12 protein-coding genes are annotated in these 19,017 nt (G+C 51.6%); 10 read left to right on the top strand and 2 right to left on the bottom strand.

Features of this window, described 5'->3' with window-relative positions; translation table 11 throughout:
• The first annotated feature begins 78 nt into the window (after window positions 1-78).
• Window positions 79-1,494, top strand: a complete 1,416-nt coding sequence (locus ITJ87_RS04395) for a calcineurin-like phosphoesterase family protein (RefSeq protein WP_005833924.1) — start codon at window positions 79-81, stop codon at window positions 1,492-1,494.
• 106 nt (window positions 1,495-1,600) lie between these two features.
• Window positions 1,601-2,224 carry an HD domain-containing protein gene (locus ITJ87_RS04390; protein ID WP_117964338.1) on the top strand — a complete coding sequence of 208 codons (624 nt, stop codon included), beginning with the start codon at window positions 1,601-1,603 and terminating at the stop codon, window positions 2,222-2,224.
• A 270-nt stretch (window positions 2,225-2,494) separates the two neighbouring features.
• On the opposite strand, the gene ITJ87_RS04385 is transcribed toward ITJ87_RS04390, so the two are convergent.
• Window positions 2,495-4,111: a family 43 glycosylhydrolase gene (locus ITJ87_RS04385; protein ID WP_117964339.1), complete on the bottom strand. Its 1,617-nt coding sequence runs from the start codon at window positions 4,109-4,111 to the stop codon at window positions 2,495-2,497.
• A gap of 252 nt (window positions 4,112-4,363) precedes the next feature.
• Here ITJ87_RS04385 and ychF point away from each other — a divergent pair, with 252 nt between their 5' ends.
• The 8 genes from ychF to ITJ87_RS04345 all read left to right on the top strand — a co-directional run bounded on the left by ychF (window position 4,364) and on the right by ITJ87_RS04345 (window position 16,272).
• Window positions 4,364-5,467 carry a redox-regulated ATPase YchF gene (gene ychF / locus ITJ87_RS04380; protein WP_057097379.1) on the top strand — a complete coding sequence of 368 codons (1,104 nt, stop codon included), beginning with the start codon at window positions 4,364-4,366 and terminating at the stop codon, window positions 5,465-5,467.
• A 74-nt stretch (window positions 5,468-5,541) separates the two neighbouring features.
• Complete coding sequence (locus ITJ87_RS04375) at window positions 5,542-6,354, top strand: carboxypeptidase-like regulatory domain-containing protein (protein ID WP_117964340.1); 813 nt, start codon at window positions 5,542-5,544, stop codon at window positions 6,352-6,354.
• A gap of 14 nt (window positions 6,355-6,368) precedes the next feature.
• Window positions 6,369-7,289, top strand: a complete 921-nt coding sequence (locus ITJ87_RS04370) for a ketopantoate reductase family protein (protein ID WP_117599895.1) — start codon at window positions 6,369-6,371, stop codon at window positions 7,287-7,289.
• A gap of 86 nt (window positions 7,290-7,375) precedes the next feature.
• Entirely contained in the window at window positions 7,376-8,272 is an 897-nt protein-coding gene (gene lgt / locus ITJ87_RS04365) for a prolipoprotein diacylglyceryl transferase (protein WP_117964341.1), read from the top strand.
• Window positions 8,269-9,222: a LytTR family DNA-binding domain-containing protein gene (locus tag ITJ87_RS04360; protein ID WP_117599897.1), complete on the top strand. Its 954-nt coding sequence runs from the start codon at window positions 8,269-8,271 to the stop codon at window positions 9,220-9,222. The genes lgt and ITJ87_RS04360 overlap by 4 nt, the downstream gene beginning before the upstream one ends.
• Window positions 9,223-9,364: 142 nt before the next feature.
• Window positions 9,365-11,476: an outer membrane beta-barrel protein gene (locus ITJ87_RS04355; RefSeq protein ID WP_117599898.1), complete on the top strand. Its 2,112-nt coding sequence runs from the start codon at window positions 9,365-9,367 to the stop codon at window positions 11,474-11,476.
• 112 nt (window positions 11,477-11,588) lie between these two features.
• Window positions 11,589-13,925: an alpha-xylosidase gene (locus tag ITJ87_RS04350; protein ID WP_117964342.1), complete on the top strand. Its 2,337-nt coding sequence runs from the start codon at window positions 11,589-11,591 to the stop codon at window positions 13,923-13,925.
• Between the two features lie 169 nt (window positions 13,926-14,094).
• The gene (locus ITJ87_RS04345) at window positions 14,095-16,272 is read left to right on the top strand and encodes a glycoside hydrolase family 3 C-terminal domain-containing protein (protein WP_117964343.1); all 2,178 of its coding nucleotides are present in this window, start codon (window positions 14,095-14,097) and stop codon (window positions 16,270-16,272) included.
• Window positions 16,273-16,383: 111 nt separating this feature from the next.
• Here the strand turns inward: ITJ87_RS04345 and ITJ87_RS04340 are convergent, their stop codons facing one another.
• Window positions 16,384-19,011, bottom strand: coding sequence for a glycoside hydrolase family 78 protein (locus tag ITJ87_RS04340; protein ID WP_117974556.1), 2,628 nt, complete (start codon window positions 19,009-19,011; stop codon window positions 16,384-16,386).
• Window positions 19,012-19,017 lie beyond the last annotated feature (6 nt).

The following is a 19,017-nucleotide window of genomic DNA, read 5'->3' as shown; positions in this document are numbered from 1 at the left end:
CCATAGAAACGACGAAGTAATTTCACTCACCTATTTTTGCTCTCAATTCAAACAACAAATAATTGAAAGAGAAAAGCAATGAACAAAAAGAACATTTTTTACGCCGCATTGCTGCTTATGGCAATAGGGGCAGAAGCTAAAGAGATTAAAGGCAAAGTCATGGCCGACGGCAAGGGGCTGGCCAAAGTTGTAGTAACCGATGGCACCGCATTCGCTCTTACCAGTGAAGACGGAAGCTATATGATTGATGCTGATGAGAAGGCCCACTTTATCTATGTAGTGACACCTTCAGGCTATATGGCTCCTTGCAACGGGGGTACTCCCGTCTTCTATAAGACTCTGAACGAGAACAGCCACGATTTCCAGCTCCATCGCTGGGGAACAGTAGGAGGCAAATACGCCATGATGGCAGCAGCCGATACACAACCGCGCGGAGAGAACGCATTCCATCGGCTTGAAACGGAAGCTTTCCCCGACCTCAAGCAAGTGGGCTTTGAATATATGAGCCAGAATATTCCTGCTTTCGCCATCTTCTTGGGCGACATCTTATGGGATAACCTGGAAATGTTTCCCCACATCAAGCAAGAGATAGCAAAGATCCAAATTCCCATCTATCCGGTTATCGGCAACCACGACCACGACAAGGAGGTGAGCGACGATGATGCCAGTGCACATCTTTATCGGCATTTCTTTGGACCCACTTACTATGCGTTCAATGCTGGAAAAGACTATTATATCGTTTTGGACAATATCCTTTATAAAGGAAACAAGAAGTATGAGGTGGGGCTCAATGATCAGCAGCTCAATTGGGTGAAGAGCTATCTGCAGTACGTCCCCAAAGGGGCTCATCTGTTTGTTTGCATGCATGCTCCGGCATACTTCTATAACGAGAACTACAAGTTGGGACGCGTAGCCGAGTTACTCGACCTTTTCGAGGGTTATAAGGTAGATATTCTCAGTGGTCACACTCATGTACAATGCAACACACAAATCAGAAACAACATTCGTGAGTACAATATCGCCTCCATCGGAGGCGCGTGGTGGTTATGGGACGGCATCTATAGCAAAGACGGTACCCCTATTGGCTACCAAGTATTCGAATCCGGCAAGAACGGAATTGCAAATTATTTCAAGTCATTAGGACATGACCGTGACTATCAGTTCCGTTACTATCCCGTGGGTACAGTACCCGGCCATGAAGACGAACTCTGCGTCAAGGTATGGAATTGGGATAACCGCTGGAAAGTGGAATACTACGAAGACGGGAAGTTGAAAGGCGAAATGAAGCAGTATAAAGGCATGGATCCTGATTATGATTTCTTCCTGCAGCGCAAAGCTGTCACAGAGGGAAAGGATATGAAGGAACGTGGTCGCCAAGCTAACAAGAATGCTTATTTCTTTTTTTCTACAAAACCGAGCGATAAAGCAAAGAAAATAAAAATCGTGGTGACTGACGCCAACGGGAAAAGCTACGAGCAGTCTTTGGAACATTAAGTAAACAGACAGATAGTAATCGGTACCTGATTATGAGCCATTCCCTGCTCCTCGTTATTCAGCTATCGGTTATTATTCGTACCTTTACCCGAAAAAGGAATGCCACATGATACCCAAGACCCTCATTACCTACATCGAGACAGCAATCATTCCCCGGTACAAGGAGTTTGACAAGGCACACAACCTCTCACACGTCCGCACCGTCATCGAAGAAAGCCTTGCCCTCGCCCGGCAATATCCCGAAGCGGACGAACGCCTGGCATACGTCATTGCCGCCTACCATGACACGGGACTGTGCCGCGACCGCGCCACCCACCACCTTGTCTCCGGCGAGATACTGATGGCGGACTCCACCCTGCGGCAATGGTTCTCCGACACGGAAATCCTCCTCATGAAAGAAGCCGTAGAGGACCACCGGGCCTCTACAGACCACGAACCTCGTAGCATCTACGGCAAGATTGTTGCCGAAGCAGACCGTATCATCGATCCGGACATCACCCTGCGCCGCACCGTGCAGTACGGATTGAAACAGAATCCTGCCGCCGACAAGGAGTGGCACTACCAGCGGTTCCATCAGCATCTCATGGCAAAATATGCACCCGGCGGTTATCTGAAGCTCTGGTTTCCCGAGGGCAAGAATGCGGAACAGCTGAAGAAGCTCCAAGCCATTATCGCAGACGAAGGACAGCTGCGGCAAGTTTTCAACCGAATATTCGAGGAGGAAAAGTAATAGCGGTATCAATGAAGCATATGCCCCATTTCATTTCCGACTATGGAAACGATTTGTTTCCTATAATGGAACAGAGTGTTCTCTATAAGGAAACAAAGTGTTTCCTATAACGGAACAAATCGTTTTATCCCGTCGAAACAAGTCGTTTCATACAAGAGAAACAATCTGTTCCGACGGGGTGTAACAAAGTGTTCAGTACTGTGAACTAATACAATAGCTCTATTTAGAAGGTCTCACAAGATAAGTATCCGCCTCCATAAATATAAAGACTTATAGGCGTGCCAACATGAGGAAATCATAAAACTCACAGATGGACTGGCCTTCGGTCTCTGATTCGAAGACAAAGAAGAGCGGCTGCTTTCCCTTATGCAGCTTTGCCGGAATAGAGAGCGAAGCATAGAACTCCCTGCAAGTGCTGCCAGCCTTCACATTCACAAGTCCTATCTCTACACCGCCTTTTGTTGTCCAAGGGCTACCCAGCATGATGCGGATGCGCCCGTCGGTATCTTCAGCCTTCAACCTTAACTGCATCTGCAAAGACTTATCTCGCGGAACGGCATTCATATTCAAGTATTTATATCCTACAATCGACCCACTTGTGTTATTCACCACCGGAGCGAACGGGATTTTGTGGTTGTTATCGCCGGCATAGGGATTATTATCCCGGTACACAGGCCGGATATAAGACCCCGTATACACATAATGGGGATAGACCTCTTTGATTCCTCCGGGATTGGTGTGCCAACAAGCCAGCCCGGCCGAGATGCGCTGCATAGGATTGAGCCCTTCAAGAAGGAAGCCTTCAGAATTGAACTCTCCGCGTGAAATCACGACTTTCCCGCCTTTTCCTTTTTCCACCTTTACATCAATGGCCGACACCATAGCTTGGCGTGCATAGCAATCGGTACCTATCTGGCGATGATAGAACACGTACCATTGCCCTCCTATCTTGCAGATACTGCCATGCGTATTTCCACCGGGCATGGCCGAAGCTATCACATTGCCTTTTTCATCATATTCGCGCGCACGGGCATCGATGATTGTTCCGCCATAGGTCCAGGGACCCAGAGGATGCTCGCTGTAGGCATAGGCCAACGTATAGTTGCTTGCATTGGGCAGACCATCTTCACCCTCAGCGGTAGTACGGCTATAGATAAACACATACTTATCCTCAATCTTGCGGATGGAGGATGCCTCAAAGAAGCGGAATATACCTTCCTGCCGATAGCCTGAAATCATGTTCTCCACCACTTCGGTACCCGGCTTTACCGTGCACATAGTAGTGGGGTCCAACTCCGCGCCATGCGAAATGCCAAATCCCCAATAACCATACACACGTCCATCATCATCGACAAACACTGCGGGGTCGAATCCCAAACAACCGAAAGTCTCGCGAGGACGCTCCTTATGCCAGTTGCATACCGTAAACGGGCCATCGGGACGGTCGCTTTTGGCAATCATGGAATTGCGCCCACCACCTTGATTATTCGGAAAGAGGTAGTAAGTTTTCTTACCATCGGCATCGGTAGTTACTGTCACGTCAGGGGCAAAAAGCACGTCGTCGGTTCCATCAGCATTCAGTTTATACAGTTCGGGCGACTCATTGACTTTAAATATCACGCCGTCATATCTCCAACGGGTCAGGTCCTCTACGGGTGCCGACCACACCACCTGGTCACGTCCGCAATACATCCACTTGAGATTATCGTGCGAACCATAAATATAAAGACGGTACTTGCCGGGACAGTCAGGATCCTCAAACACATAGGGCTCACCATCAGGAATAAATTCCCAAAGCGGCAGATAAGGATTCTGTGCAGATAATGTAAAAGACAGACCGATGAGACATGAGAAAATCATCAGAATTTTTCTTACTTTGTTTTTCATAATCGCATTGATTTATAGAATGATACTTAAATTTATAATTGCGACAAAACTATCAATTTATCATTTTACTCTCGTGCTTTTAATGCAAATTAACATACCCACTTTCCCCGGTAAGTACTATCTTTGCTTAAAAAAGTGAAGATAGGCTGCACCTCAGCATAAAAAATGAACGCGTTCATTTCATTCTGCCTTCGGTTTGCACTATCTTTGCATCCAATTAACTGAACAATAACTAAAAAACAAGATAACACTATGGCATTAAAAGCTGGTATCGTGGGCCTTCCCAACGTAGGAAAATCCACTCTTTTCAACTGCTTGAGCAGCGCAAAGGCACAAGCGGCAAACTTCCCGTTCTGTACAATCGACGCCCAAATGGGGCAAGTGTCCGTACCCGACGAACGACTGACGAAGCTCGCCGAGCTGGTTCACCCGGGGCGTATCGTACCCGCCGTGTGCGACATTGTCGACATTGCCGGACTGGTGAAAGGCGCCAGCAAAGGTGAAGGACTCGGCAACCAGTTCCTGGGCAACATCCGCGAGTGCGACGCCATCATCCACGTGCTGCGCTGCTTCGACAATGGCAACATCGTCCACGTGGACGGCTCGGTGAACCCCGTACGCGACAAGGAAATCATCGACACAGAGCTGCAACTGAAAGACCTCGAAACCGTGGAAAACCGCATCAAGCGCGTAGAGAAAATAGCCAAGGTGGGTGGCGACAAGGCTGCAAAGATAGAGTACGAACTCCTGCTCCGCTACAAGGATGCCCTGGAACAAGGACAAAGCGCCCGCACCGTCATCCCGCAGAACGACGACGAGGAACAATGCGCCAAGCAGATGTTCCTGCTTACTACCAAGCCCGTGCTCTATGTCTGCAACGTGGATGATGTCAGCGCCGCCGGCGGCAACCAGTACGTAGAGCAGGTGCGCGAAGCCATCAAGGGCGAGGATGCCGAACTTATCATCATCTCCGCCCAGACCGAGGCCGACATTGCCGAACTGGAGACATACGAGGAAAAACAGATGTTCCTCGAAGACCTGGGACTGAAAGAGAGCGGTTGCAACCGTTTGATTAAAGCTATCTACAGCCTGCTGAACCTCGAAACCTTCATCACTGCCGGAGAGATGGAAGTAAAGGCATGGACCTATCGCAAGGGATGGAAAGCACCGCAATGCGCCGGCGTTATCCATACGGATTTCGAGAAAGGGTTTATCCGGGCAGAGGTCATCAAGTATGAGGATTATATCAAGTATGGCAGCGAAGCAGCCGTGCGCGAAGCCGGAAAGTTGGGTGTGGAAGGCAAGGAGTATGTGGTGCAGGATGGGGACATCATGCACTTCAGGTTCAATGTGTAATGATATTCATTCCAGATGGCAATGTACTTTCTTTGTACATTGCCATTTTCTAATAAACTCCATACAATAACAATATGAAACAGATTATCTTCCTTTTATTCTTATTGTCCTGTACTGCCGTTTATGCACAACAGCAAGACTCAGTAACCATTCACGGACGGGTGACTGATTACAACGGACAGCCGATAGACAGTGCCAGCGTCTGGTGGCAAAACCCGCAGTTCAATGACATCATAGAAGCCATAACCGACAAAGACGGGCATTACACGGCCCGTATACCCAAAGGAAAATATCAAAGTGCAGCCTCTATTTATCTGCCCTCCTATGCGCACATTGCCATGAAAAGCGGGCTGCCCGAGACTGAACACCGCCTGGAGTTCTGGGCCTGGGATTTCATCGCCGACCGCGACACTACACTCGACATACGTTATCATCGTATGGAAGCTTATGGCCTGCGTGCTTTCCGCATCCCCGGAGCCATGCCTACTTATCAGATATACGTCCGTCCCATGAGCTTGACACGTACCTACCAATGGATGAAAGAAACAAAGCCCGAGTCATTGGTACACGGTGAAAACCTGAGTGACATTGAGCAACAAGAACAAAACGAAGAAGCCAAAGAATGCCAGATGGCTCCCCGCCCCGGGCAACTGAAAGTCACCGTCTGGATAGACGGCGAGAAAGTCCCCGTGCTGATGAAGCAGGAAATAAAAGAATATTTCGACAGCAACGAATATGGCAACGCCTATCTATTGACAGTAGACATGCCCAAGCATCCCAGAAAAGACCTTCCCTACCGTATCTTCAAAGTAGAGCTGGAAGACATGGAGAACGGTGACCGGGGCGAAGGGCTTTACTATATGGAAAAGGAAAACTACGTTCAATAAACCATACACAACAAATGGCAAACAGTAATCTGAAATACCTCATAGCAGGTACCGGCGGCGTAGGCGGAAGCATCGCCGCCTTTCTTTCATTATCCGGCAAAGACGTCACTTGCATTGCACGCGGCGAACACCTTGCCGCCATACGCGGGAACGGTCTGCAACTGCACTCCGATTTGAAAGGTGAACATTGTCTGAAAGTGGCGACATTTACCGCAGAAGAATTCCAAGGCAAAGCGGATGTTATCTTCGTCTGCGTCAAAGGTTATTCCGTAGACTCCATTACGGAACTCATCAAACGTGCCTCACACGAGCGTACAGTGGTAATCCCCATCCTGAATGTTTACGGAACCGGTCCCCGTATCCAACGGTTGGTCCCCGGCGTCACAGTGCTCGACGGCTGCATCTACATCGTAGGATTCGTATCCGGACGGGGAGAAATCACGCAGATGGGAAAGATTTTCCGGCTCGTCTACGGAGCACACCGCGGCACGATTGTTTCCCGTGAAACATTGGAAGCCGTGCAACGCGATTTGCAGGAAAGCGGCATCAAAGCCGAAATCTCCGACGACATCAACCGGGACACATTCGTCAAGTGGTCCTTCATTTCTGCTATGGCCGTCACCGGAGCCTATTACGACGTACCTATGGGCGAAGTCCAGAAACCGGGCAAAGTGCGCGACACCTTTATCGGACTGTCACAAGAGAGTGCAGCTTTGGGCAGGAAGTTGGGTATAGAATTTAAGGAAGACATCGTGCAGTATAACCTCAAAGTAATAGACAAACTCGCCCCCGAAAGTACCGCCTCCATGCAGAAAGATATGGCCAAAGGGCATCAGAGCGAAGTACAAGGCTTGTTGTTCGACATGATTACGGCTGCAGAGGCACAAGGGATTGAGGTGCCGACGTATAGGATGGTGGCGGAGAAATTCAAATAAACTGCCACAATGAACTGCCAAACGAGATAATTTCATACCTTTGTCCCGAACAACCCCGTAATTCAGTAATTTAATTCTTCATAAATATGCTATCACTACTCACCATCAACTGGAACCCCGACCCCGAACTATTCAACTTCTTCGGCATATCCATCCGCTACTACGGTTTGTTATGGATTATCGGCCTCGCTTTTGCCTACCTTATCGTGCAACACCAGTACCGCGACCGCAAAATAGACGAAAAGAAATTCGAACCTCTTTTCTTCTATTGCTTCTTCGGCATACTGATAGGCGCACGACTGGGCCACTGCATATTTTACGACTGGGCCTACTACCAAGACCACTTCGTTGAAATGATTCTCCCCATCAAGCAGACCGCCGCAGGATGGAAAATGACGGGTTACACCGGCCTTGCCAGCCACGGCGGCACGCTGGGCCTGATTATCGCCCTCTGGATGTACTGCCGCAAGACGAAGATGCACTACATGGACGTGCTCGACATGATAGCCGTTGCCACTCCCATCACCGCCTGCTGCATCCGCCTTGCCAACCTGATGAATTCCGAAATCATCGGCAAACCGACCGACGTGCCCTGGGCATTCATCTTCGAACGGGAAGACATGTTGCCCCGCCATCCGGCACAGCTCTACGAAGCCATCGCCTACTTCATTTTCTTCCTGGGGATGGTCTGGCTATACAAACGCGGGCAGAAGAAACAAGAGAGCAAACTTGAAACAGATTTCAGCACCACCAAGCGGAAATCAACCACCGTGCAGGCCGAAGCCTCCCTGCCCTATCACCGCGGTTTCTTCTTCGGACTCTGCCTGACGGAGATTTTCACCTTCCGTTTCTTCATCGAGTTCCTGAAAGAAAACCAGGTGAACTTTGAGGACAACATGACGCTGAACATGGGCCAGTGGCTCAGTATCCCGTTTGTGATTATCGGGGTGTATTTCATGTGTTTCTACGGGAAGAAGAAATGAAACACGGCCCCTTCTTCTATGCGCTCTACACCGGAGTGGCATGCATCATTATCATGGTGCTGCTACAGCCCTTCGGCATAGACCGGGTGGAGCACTACAAGTACCCCATCATCGTGGGCTATGCCGTATTGTCTGCCATCACCTATCTGCTGGCGAGCTTGCTGACAACCTACGCGCTGCGAATGCCGCGACGGGAAGAATGGGACTTCAAACGCAACATTGCCGTCGGACTGCTTATCTGCCCCATTATGGGAGCTTTCATCTGTTGCTATTCTGCATGGGCCTACGCCGGAGACATCCGGCAAGGCTGGTTTTATCCCGACGGACGTTTCACGCTGAAAGCGTTCTGGATAAACAGCGGATATACACTCATCATCTCTTTCTTCCTCACTTTGTTCAGCTACTATATGGAACACAGCCGCCAGCTTGCCAAGCGCCTGCAGGAGGTAATGGAACTGAACGAGGCACTGGCCAAGGAAAAGAAGAAACAGAACCTGCAGATGCCGGAAGAAGCCTCCTCCGAAGCCTGCAGAATTTCCGGTAACCCCACTGCTTCCGGTTCCGCGGAAAGCGCCGCTTCCCCCGAACACATTAAAACAGCCGACAGCCCTCTGCATTTGGAAGGCAACAGCCGGGAGACAGTGGAACTGAAATCGCCTGCAGAACTACTCTTCGTGGAGTCGGACGGGAACTATGCCCTCGTGCACTATCTATATGAGGGAAAAGAAGTACACAAAGCCTTGCGCTGCACCCTGAAGCAGATGGAAGAACAACTGCAAGGAGTGCAAGGCATCATGCGCTGCCACCGAGCCTACATTGTGAATATAGCCCACGTAGAGCATGTATCGGGTAACGGACAAGGTTATCGGCTGACCCTGAAAGCCACCAAAGAGCAAGTCCCCGTATCGCGCCAATACGCCGCAGCCATCTACCGGAGCATCCGTATTTAAGTCCATTCATCCCTCCATTCGTCCCAAACAGCCGTCACACATCACCTTCAGCCGTCGTCTGTCCCACATTCTTGCCCCTACCGGGATTCATCCATAGCTTTGCCAACGGATTTCAAAACGAAAAACTAAAAAGCAAAGTTATATGAACAGAAGAATCGTACTTATCCTCCTCGCACTGGCAGCAACCATCGCTGCCGCACACGCACAGAAAATGACAGAAACCTATCATCAGGACAGTCTGCTGATAGACGTAGAAACCCAAGAAGTCGTAGTGCAAGCCTCTCCCTGCCTCCGGCGCGGCGACCGGAACATCTATTTCCCTACCGCACAGCAGAAGCAGCTTTCCACCAACGCACTGGGACTGTTGGAGAAGATGCAGCTCAACGGCCTGCAAGTGAACAGTCTATTCAACACTGTAGAAGTATCGGGCGGCGGCACTCCCGTCTTCTGCATCAACGGCCGTCCTGTGGAACTGAAGGACATCCTTGCCCTGAAGCCCGATGAAGTGGCGCGTGTGGAGCACAACGACAATCCCGGCGCACGCTTCAAGGATGCAGCCGTCGTCATCAACTACAAGCTGAAACAGAGCATGCAGGGAGGCGGATTCATGGCAGACCTGATGGAGGCCGTGAACACAGTATATGGCGTGAACCGCGTTTCCGGGAAATACAACCACAAGGCATCGGAGTGGAGCGTAAACTACGACATGCAACATGCCGCTTTCAAAGAGTTCTACAACGAGAACCGCGAAGAATACCTCTTCGACGACAACCGCCACGTGCTGCAGCAAGAAGAAGGAATCCCCGGCCGCCTGCGCTATAACCACCACTGGCTCACCCTGAACTACAATTACCTAAAAGCGGACAACCGGATGCTGAACGTGGCTTTGCGCGGCAAGTACCTCAACACGCCCAAGTCCGAACTGGACAGCCGCCTCTACAACCCCGAACTCTCCACTTCCCCCTTGGAATTGCTCAACCACAGCCGCGACCACTCCGCCACAACCGCCCTCGACCTCTACTATCAACACAACCTGCCCCGCCGACAGACGCTCATCCTCGACTTCACCGGCAGCTACACCGACACCGACAGCCGCCTGGACTATCTGATAAGCCAAGACAATGCCTCTTCTCCCCTGAGTCGCCTCAGCAACAACGTGGACGGCAAGAAGTACGCCCTCATCGCTGAAGCCCTCTACGAGAAGTCCGCCTCCCCCACCGACACGTGGAGCATCGGCCTGAAGCAGACCTACGGCTACGCCAACAACCGCTACTTCGGCACCGAGAACACGGAGAACCGCCTGCACAACTCAGAACTCTACCTCTACACCGAATGGAACCGCAAGATGGAAAAATGGAACCTGTCCGTAGGTATGGGCGGCAGCTACCTCCGGGCAAGCCAAGAAGAGCAGTCTTACCATCGCCTGCTGCTGCGCCCCATCCTCCGTGCCGGATTCACCCCCTCGGACCGCTTCACCATCCGATATCGGGGCAGCGTGGAGAGCATCGCCCCCACCCTGGCCGAGCTGAGCTGCGTGGAGCAGCAACTGGACTACTACCAGCTGCGCCGCGGCAATGCCCTGCTCACCCCTTCCACCGAATACCGCAACCGGCTGACCCTAGACTACCACCGCACCGACTGGAGCACCGCCCTCAACCTCAGCTTCCACTACCGCAACAACCCCATCATGGAGCAGACCCGGCAGGAGCAGAACCTCTTTGTACGCGAGATGGCCAACCAGGACAGCTGGCAGAAATGGAACGCCGAATACGAATTCCGCTACCAGCTGATGCACGGACTGATTTCGCTGCGTGCCGCCCTCGGCATGGACTACTTTGACAGCCGCGCCGCCGACTACCACCACACGCACTGCAACCTCTACGCCGTGGTCAACGCCCAAGCTGCCTACAAGTGCATGGCTCTCACCTTCAACCTGCGCACCCACCGTCCCACCCTCTACGGCGAAACGCTGGCCTTGGGCGAAGACCTGCACGACATCGCTCTGACCTACTTCAAGAAGCGTTTCAGCCTTACCCTTGCCATGAACAATCCCTTCATGGACAACTACCGCATAGGCAGCGAAAACTGGAACCGCCGGGCCGGGAATACCAGCTACCAATACGTCAACGAAACCTCGCGTATGCTGCTGGTGAAAGTGACCTACGGCATGGACTTCGGACGAAAACGCAAGACTGCCGCCAAGCGCATACAGAACGAAGATACGGACACCGGCATCCTTAAAGGAAACAAATAGAAGCAAAATAAACATTTCAGCCCCACATAAGCAACATACCTGCCCCTTTCATCTGTGTGGATTTCTCTACTTTTACGGCATCGAAACAGTAACCGTAAATCATATATTTATCATGAAAGAGAGACAACTGATGAAAGGGGCAGCTTTTATGCTGCTGGCAGCAACTGCCACCCCGCCCGCGCATGCCCAACTGAAAACAAATGCCGGCGTGCAATACCTGCTTTCCCAGTCGAAAGACATGAGCCAGGATTTTCTGGACCTCAGCAACACCTATTTCTTCGCCGACAGTCTGGTATCGTTCGACACCTCCACCGGTAAAGGAACTGTCCAGTGGAAACGCCAGCAACTGATGCCCCGCCAGGCATTCAATGCAAACACTTACCTGCACCAGCCCCTCCAGTCGCTGGACTTCCCGGAGACCGCCTACGACAATAACCCGCAACTGACGTTCACCGTCGAGCCGGTCAGCGAACGTACCCTCCGCATCCGTATGCTCACCTCGCCCATCGTACCGAAAGAAGATGCTGACGACCCCATGCTCATAGGAAAGCCCGCCGACGGACGCTCCTTCTGGAAAGCCGAGAAGACGGACAAAGGTACGCTGTACACCTCCCGATACGGCAGCCTGCTCATCCAGAACTATCCCTGGCGTCTGGTACTGAAAGACGCCGACGGACGCCTGCTGACACAGACCCGTTGCTGGAGCGACAACGACTCTACGCAGGTCAAGGTACCTCCATTCAGCTTCATCAAGCGCGGCTCGGATAACTCACGCAGCATCAATCCCGTATTCAGCCTCGCGCCGAACGAGAAAATCTACGGTTGCGGCGAGTCCGCCACCGCACTGAACAAGACCGGGCAGAAGGTCAACCTCTTTGTCACCGACCCGCAGGGCCCCGAAACCCCGGACATGTACAAGCCCATCCCCTTCTTCTTCAGCAACCGTGGCTACGGCATGTTCATGCACACTTCCGCCCCCGTGACCTGCGACTTCGGCTGTTCCTACATCGGAGCCACCAAACTCTTCATGGCAGACGAAGCGATGGACATCTTCATCTTCCTAGGTTCGCCGAAGGAGATGCTGAGCGAATACACCGCACTGGTAGGACGGCCCGAAATGCCCCCCTTGTGGAGCTTCGGCACCTGGATGAGCCGCATCACCTACTTCAGCGAAGCAGAGGGCCGCGACGTAGCCCGGAAACTGCGTGAGAACAAGATACCGAGCGATGTCATCCACTTCGATACCGGCTGGTTCAGCGTGGACTGGCAATGCGACTACGCCTTTGCCGCCGACCGCTTCGACAATCCCCGGCAGATGCTCACCGACCTGAGGTCACAAGGTTTCCGCACCTGCCTCTGGCAACTTCCCTACTTCACTCCGAAAAACAAGTTCTTCCCTGAGTTGGTAGAACGCGGTCTGTACGTGCGCAACGGCAAGGGACAGCTCCCCTACGAGGACGTGGTGCTGGACTTCACCAACCCCGAAACCGTGCAGTGGTATCAAGAGAAGCTCGGCAACCTGATTGAAATGGGTGTAGGCGCCATCAAAGTAGACTTCGGCGAAGGTGCCCCACTGGATGCCATCTATGCCAACGGCCGTAGCGGACTATACGAACACAACCTCTATCCCCTGCGCTACAACAAGACCGTGGCCGAGGTAATCAAGAAGATACACGGCGAAAACATTATCTGGGCACGTTCCGCATGGGCAGGCTCACAACGCTACCCGCTGCACTGGGGCGGTGACGCCGCCACTACCGAAACCGGTTTCGAGGGAACCATCCGCAGCGGCCTCTCCATCGGACTGAGCGGATTCTGCTTCTGGAGCAATGACATAGGCGGCTTCGTGACCCAAAGCCCCGAAAGCCTCTACCGCCGCTGGCTGCCCTTCGGCTTCCTCACCAGCCACAGCCGCGTGCACGGAGCACCTCCCACCGAGCCGTGGTACTACGGGAAAGAGTTCACAGACTATTTCCGCCGTTGTGCCGAACTGAAGTACAAACTGATGCCCTACGTATATGCACAATCCAAAGAGTGCACCGAAAACGGCTGGCCGATGCTCCGAGCCCTGCTGCTGGAGTATCCCGACGACCCGGGTGCATGGCTGGTAGAGGACGAGTACATGTTCGGTTCCAATCTCCTCGTGGCACCCATGCTCGAAGAGGGCAGCGGACGGGATGTCTACCTCCCCGGACGGCAGAAATGGATAGACTACCAGACCGGAAAGGTGTATGCTCCGGGATGGAACCATATCGAGTGCGGCACCCTGCCCATCATCATTCTTGTAAAGGACGGTTCGGCCATCCCCCATATCCCCGTGGCACAATGCACAGACCAAATGAAGTGGGACAAGATTACGTGGAAGAAGTATCTGGCAGACGAAAAGAAAGCCGAAGGGTTGCTCTGTCTGCCGCAGGACGGACGGTTGCAACGAATGTCCATCCCATAATCCCCTATCCTTTCATGTACGAGATGCGCATCTCAAGTTGCATGAGATATACATCTCGTACATCATGAGATGAACATCTCGTGCAGACAAAAGGTATAGATTGAGATAACAACCAAGAATGTTTGCTATGACAACTCACTACATTGAATCCATTAAACCCTAATGAACCATGAGAAACAAGTCACTACTCCTCATTTTCTCTCTGCTGCTTTGCCTGCAGACAAGCGCACAACAAACACAAGCCTTCCAAGATACCACGCTCACCGACGAACAGCGCGTAGACCATCTTCTTTCCATCCTGACATTGGATGAAAAGATAAACCTTCTTTCCACCGACCTCGGTGTCCCCCGCCTCAACATTCCCCGTTGCGGACACTACGAAGGACTGCACGGGCTGACCCTCGGCGGGCCTGCCATGTGGGGCGGACGCCAAAGAACGGAAGATGGGAAAGTAGTCCCCACAGACTGCCCCACCACCATATTCCCCCAATCCTACGGTCTGGGCTCCACATGGGACACCGATTTGGTGCAGAAAGTAGCGGAACAAGCCGCTGAAGAAGCCCGCTACTACATGCAGACCACCGGTAACAAGCGTCATGCCCTCGTGATGCGCGCTCCGAATGCCGACCTTGCCCGCGACCCGCGCTGGGGACGTACCGAGGAGAGTTTCGGAGAAGATGCTTTCCTCACCGCCCAACTCACCATTGCCAGCGTACGCGGCCTGCAAGGCAATCATCCCCGCTACTGGAAAACTGCCTCTCTGATGAAACACTTCCTTGCTAATAGTAACGAGGACGGACGGGACAGCACTTCCTCCGACTTCGACACGCGGCTGTTCCATGAATACTACGCTTATCCTTTCTATAAAGGCATCACCGAGGGAGGCAGCCGCGCCTTCATGGCCGCCTACAACAGTTGGAACGGCATCCCCATGTCCATCCATCCCTGCCTCGAAGAGATTACCCGCAAGCAATGGGGCAACAACGGTATCATCTGTACGGACGGCGGTGCCTTGAAACTGCTGATTGAAGCGCACAAGAGTTTTCCGAGCTTTGCGGAGGGTGCCGCTGCCGTAGTAAAAGCCACCACAGGACAATTTCTCGACGCATACGTTCCTTACGTCAAGGAAGCTCTGGAAAAGGGATTACTGACCGAAGTCGACATCGACAAGGCTATCCGCGGGAACATCTTCGTCGCCCTCAAGCTCGGCTTGCTGGACGGGGACAACTCCCGTAACCCTTATCTCTCTATCGGAAAGAACAGTACGGAGACACCGCCTTTCATGACAGCAGAAGCCCGCAGGCTGGCACGGGAAGTCACCGCCAAGTCCGTGGTGTTATTGAAAAACAAAAAACTCCTGCCACTCGATGCCGGAAAGCTGCGTAAAATAGCCGTTATAGGCCCGTATTCGGACAAAATCGTGCAAGATTGGTATAGTGGTACCCCGCCTTACGAAACAACGATTCTGAGTGGCATACGCAATGCTGTGAAAGAAGGAACCGAAATCATCCACGCCGAAGACAACCGCATGGGCCAGGCAGAAAAGGCTGCCGCAGCCGCCGACATCGCCATTGTATGTGTAGGAAACCATCCTTACGGCACGCGTGCGGACTGGAAGTTCTCTCCCGTCCCCAGTGACGGCCGCGAAGCCGTGGACCGCAAATCGCTGATGCTGCCCGATGAAGACTTGGTGAAGCTGGTGCTCAAGGCCAATCCCAATACCATACTGGTGCTCGTCAGCAGTTTCCCCTACACCATCAACTGGAGCCAGGAGCACGTGCCTGCCATCGTTCACATCACCCACTGCAGCCAGGAGCAGGGCAACGGACTGGCCGACGTACTCTTCGGCAAGGTAAATCCAGCCGGACGTACCGTACAGACGTGGGTGAAAGACATCATCGACCTGCCCGACATGATGGACTACGACATCCGCAACGGACGTACGTATATGTACCACCAAGGCCCTGTGCTCTATCCTTTCGGCTATGGTCTGAGCTATTCCGACTTTACGTACGAGAAGATTGAATCCGTCAAGCAAGACAAGAAGAACATCCGCGTGACGGTATCAGTGAAGAATACCAGCGGACGCGACGGAGAAGAAGTCGTACAGCTCTATGCCAGCTATCCGGACTCCAAAGTGGAACGTCCTTCCAAGCAGTTGCGCGCCTTCAAGCGTATCCCCATCAAGGCCGGCGAAACCCGGGAAGTGACGCTTACCGTTCCCAAAGAGGAGCTCGGCTATTGGAACGAAGGAAAGCAGATGTTCGTTGTAGAACCCGGAACGGTGAAGCTGCTGATAGGGGCTTCGTCGGAAGATATACGGTTGGAGGGAAAGATCAGGCTATAAGAATGAAAAAGCCATCCCTTAACATACCGACTATAAAAATTAGCGAGTTATGCCACAACAACGTGGCAAACCCGCTAATTACATATTTGCAAGCATAAATGAAGTACAAGGTCACTTTACAATAAACTCATATCTTCCTGCCGCCAGTTCCACCACCCGTACATTCTCGGCCTTGTCAGGTAAAGTGAGTGTAGCTGTACTGTTAGCGGGCACTGTAACTTCATAATGCACACATTTCCCTTTCCATTCCCAGCGAGAAACAATTTCACCGTAAGGCGACCGATGACGAGCTTCAAACCGTTTCAATCCCTTTATGAAATGGGGACGGAGCAGAATGTTTTGAAAACCAGGTTGCGCGGGATCAGGGAAAATACCTCCCAGCCCCTTGTAGAACCAAGCACCTATTTCACCGAACATCATATGATTGTCCGAGATGTCACGAGTAGCCTGCAAATCCCAGTTCTCGAGCAGCGTAGTGGCACCGTTCACCATCCACCAACCCCATGAAGGATAAGTGTCCTGTACAGCCACCTTATAAGCTGTTTCAGCATAACCATTTTCGCTGAGTGCATTCAGAATAGCTTTAGCTCCTAATACACCCACATCCAAGTGAAAACCGTCCTCCTCTACCTTATGTGCCAAGTTAGCTGCCACTTTTCCTATCAACTCTTCGGGCACAATCTTCCATTGCAAGGGAACACTCAATTCGGTTTGTGAACCTTCGGCATAGATGCCTGTTTCTCGATTCAGGAACTTATCATTGACAGCTTGCTTTATCTCCTCCGACAAGGCATTATAATATTCGTAATCGGCCTGTTTGCCGAAGAGTTTGGCAGCAGCGGCCAAAATCTTGGTATCTACATAAAAGTAGACCGAGGAAGTCAGCTCTTTATTGGATTTTGACTTCACCGGCACCCAGTCTCCGCGCCCCCACGTAGTGAGATGATTGTTAGAGATACGCTCCACATAATCCACATAACGTTTGATGCTCTCGTAACAATCGCTCAAGGGCTTGCTATCACCGTAGAAGAGGTAGATATTCCAAGGGATGATGGCAATAGTACTAGTCCAGTCCAGCCCGTTGTCTGTACCATATCCCCATCCACCAGTTGGAATAATATCGGGCAGCACTCCGTTGGGCTGCTGTTCGTCACGATGGTCGGCCAACCATTTTTCGTAAACGGTAATTCCATCAAAGTTATAAAATGCTGCCTCAATGGCAAAATGACCGTCACCAGTCCAACCGTTCTTCTCGCGCTGAGGGCAATCGGTGGGGTAGCCCATCAGATTGGAAAGGTAAGAGTGATTGGCAGCATGGAGCAGCTTGCCTATCAGTGGACTCGAAGATTCCAAGCTACCTACTGCCGGCACATCACTGTGCATGAAGTAAGCAATCAAGCTGTTTTGGTCAAGCTCAATAGGCTTATCTGCCACTACCTCCACATAACGAAATCCCTTGTAATTAAATCGGGGCATGAACTCATCCTCTTCTCCACTCAGAATGAGAATGTCCGTCTGAAAAGGGTCTTTCTCCTTATCGCCTCGAAAGTAGACATCAATGTTCGAGAGATCGAGGCGGCCATTTGGATGTAAGCGTTCGCCATGTTTGATTCTGACCTCCGTTCCCCGTTCACCCGAAACATGAATACAAGTCACACCGGACATATTTTGCCCGAAATCATAGATGTATGTTTTCTCGTCCACTTTGCGGAAAGAGACGGCGGGGAAAATCTTTACATTACGGATGGGATGTACTTGCTGGGCAGTGACATTGGAAGAAGGTACACTCCGATAGGCTACTCCGCGCCACTTGGAATCATCGAATTCCGGAGTGCTCCATCCTTTCTGCTCCAGACGTGCATCGTAGTGCTCGCCAGTATAGATACTATTAAAAGTGATTGCACCCGACGCTGTCCGCCAACTGAGATCGGTGGGAATAGTCTCCACGCTTCCATCGGTGTAAGTAATGCGCAAGTCCAGACAGAAAGCGGGACGGTTGCGCCAAGGGGCACGGTCGAAGTCCCACACTGCTTTGGATTGATGGTTATACCAGCCGCTACCCAAAAGTACGCCAATAGCGTTGTCACCATTCTGTAATTGTGAAGTCACATCATAAGCCACATACAAGTTGCGGCGATCAAAGCGGGTATAGAGAGGGGCAAGGCAGTGGTCTCCTACCTTCTCGCCATTGATGTAAAGCTCATATAGTCCAGCAGCGGCAATATAAGCACGCGCTGACTTTACCTTTTTGCCGGTCTTGAACTCTTTTCGGAAGTAAGGGGCAGGCCCATAATGAATATCCTTGCCATCGCCAATCCAAGCACCTTGCCAATGTTGCATCCCCATCATGCCCGTTTCAAAGTAAGAGACAGGAGAAGCTGTCTCCTTATATTCCATGTCGCTGCAGATTACTTTCCAATAATATCTAGTGAAAGGCTGCAGTTTTTTGCCCGCATAGGCCACAAGCTGATTACGGGAATCGTTCTTTCCACTATCCCACATCCTGCCACAGCCATTGACCACATTCAACGAGTCTTCGTCTACCACAATCCGCCAGGAAGTCTGCACAGCTCCCTGCCTACTATCTTCCATCCGCCAAGAAAGGCGTGGAACGGGATTATCCAAACCTATAGGTCTGTCAAGATGTTCGCTCCTCAGATCAACCAAACGAACCGGAGTCTGCCCTTGTACAGTAATGCAAGCAAAGAATGTGAATAGAAGCAGTATATTTCTTTTCATAACTCC

It is taken from the genome of Bacteroides sp. HF-162 (genome assembly GCF_015679285.1).
In the GTDB taxonomy this organism is placed as follows: Bacteria; Bacteroidota; Bacteroidia; order Bacteroidales; family Bacteroidaceae; genus Bacteroides; species Bacteroides uniformis.
Note: the sequence above shows the minus strand (reverse complement) of the source record. Positions and strands in the feature narration are given on the sequence as shown.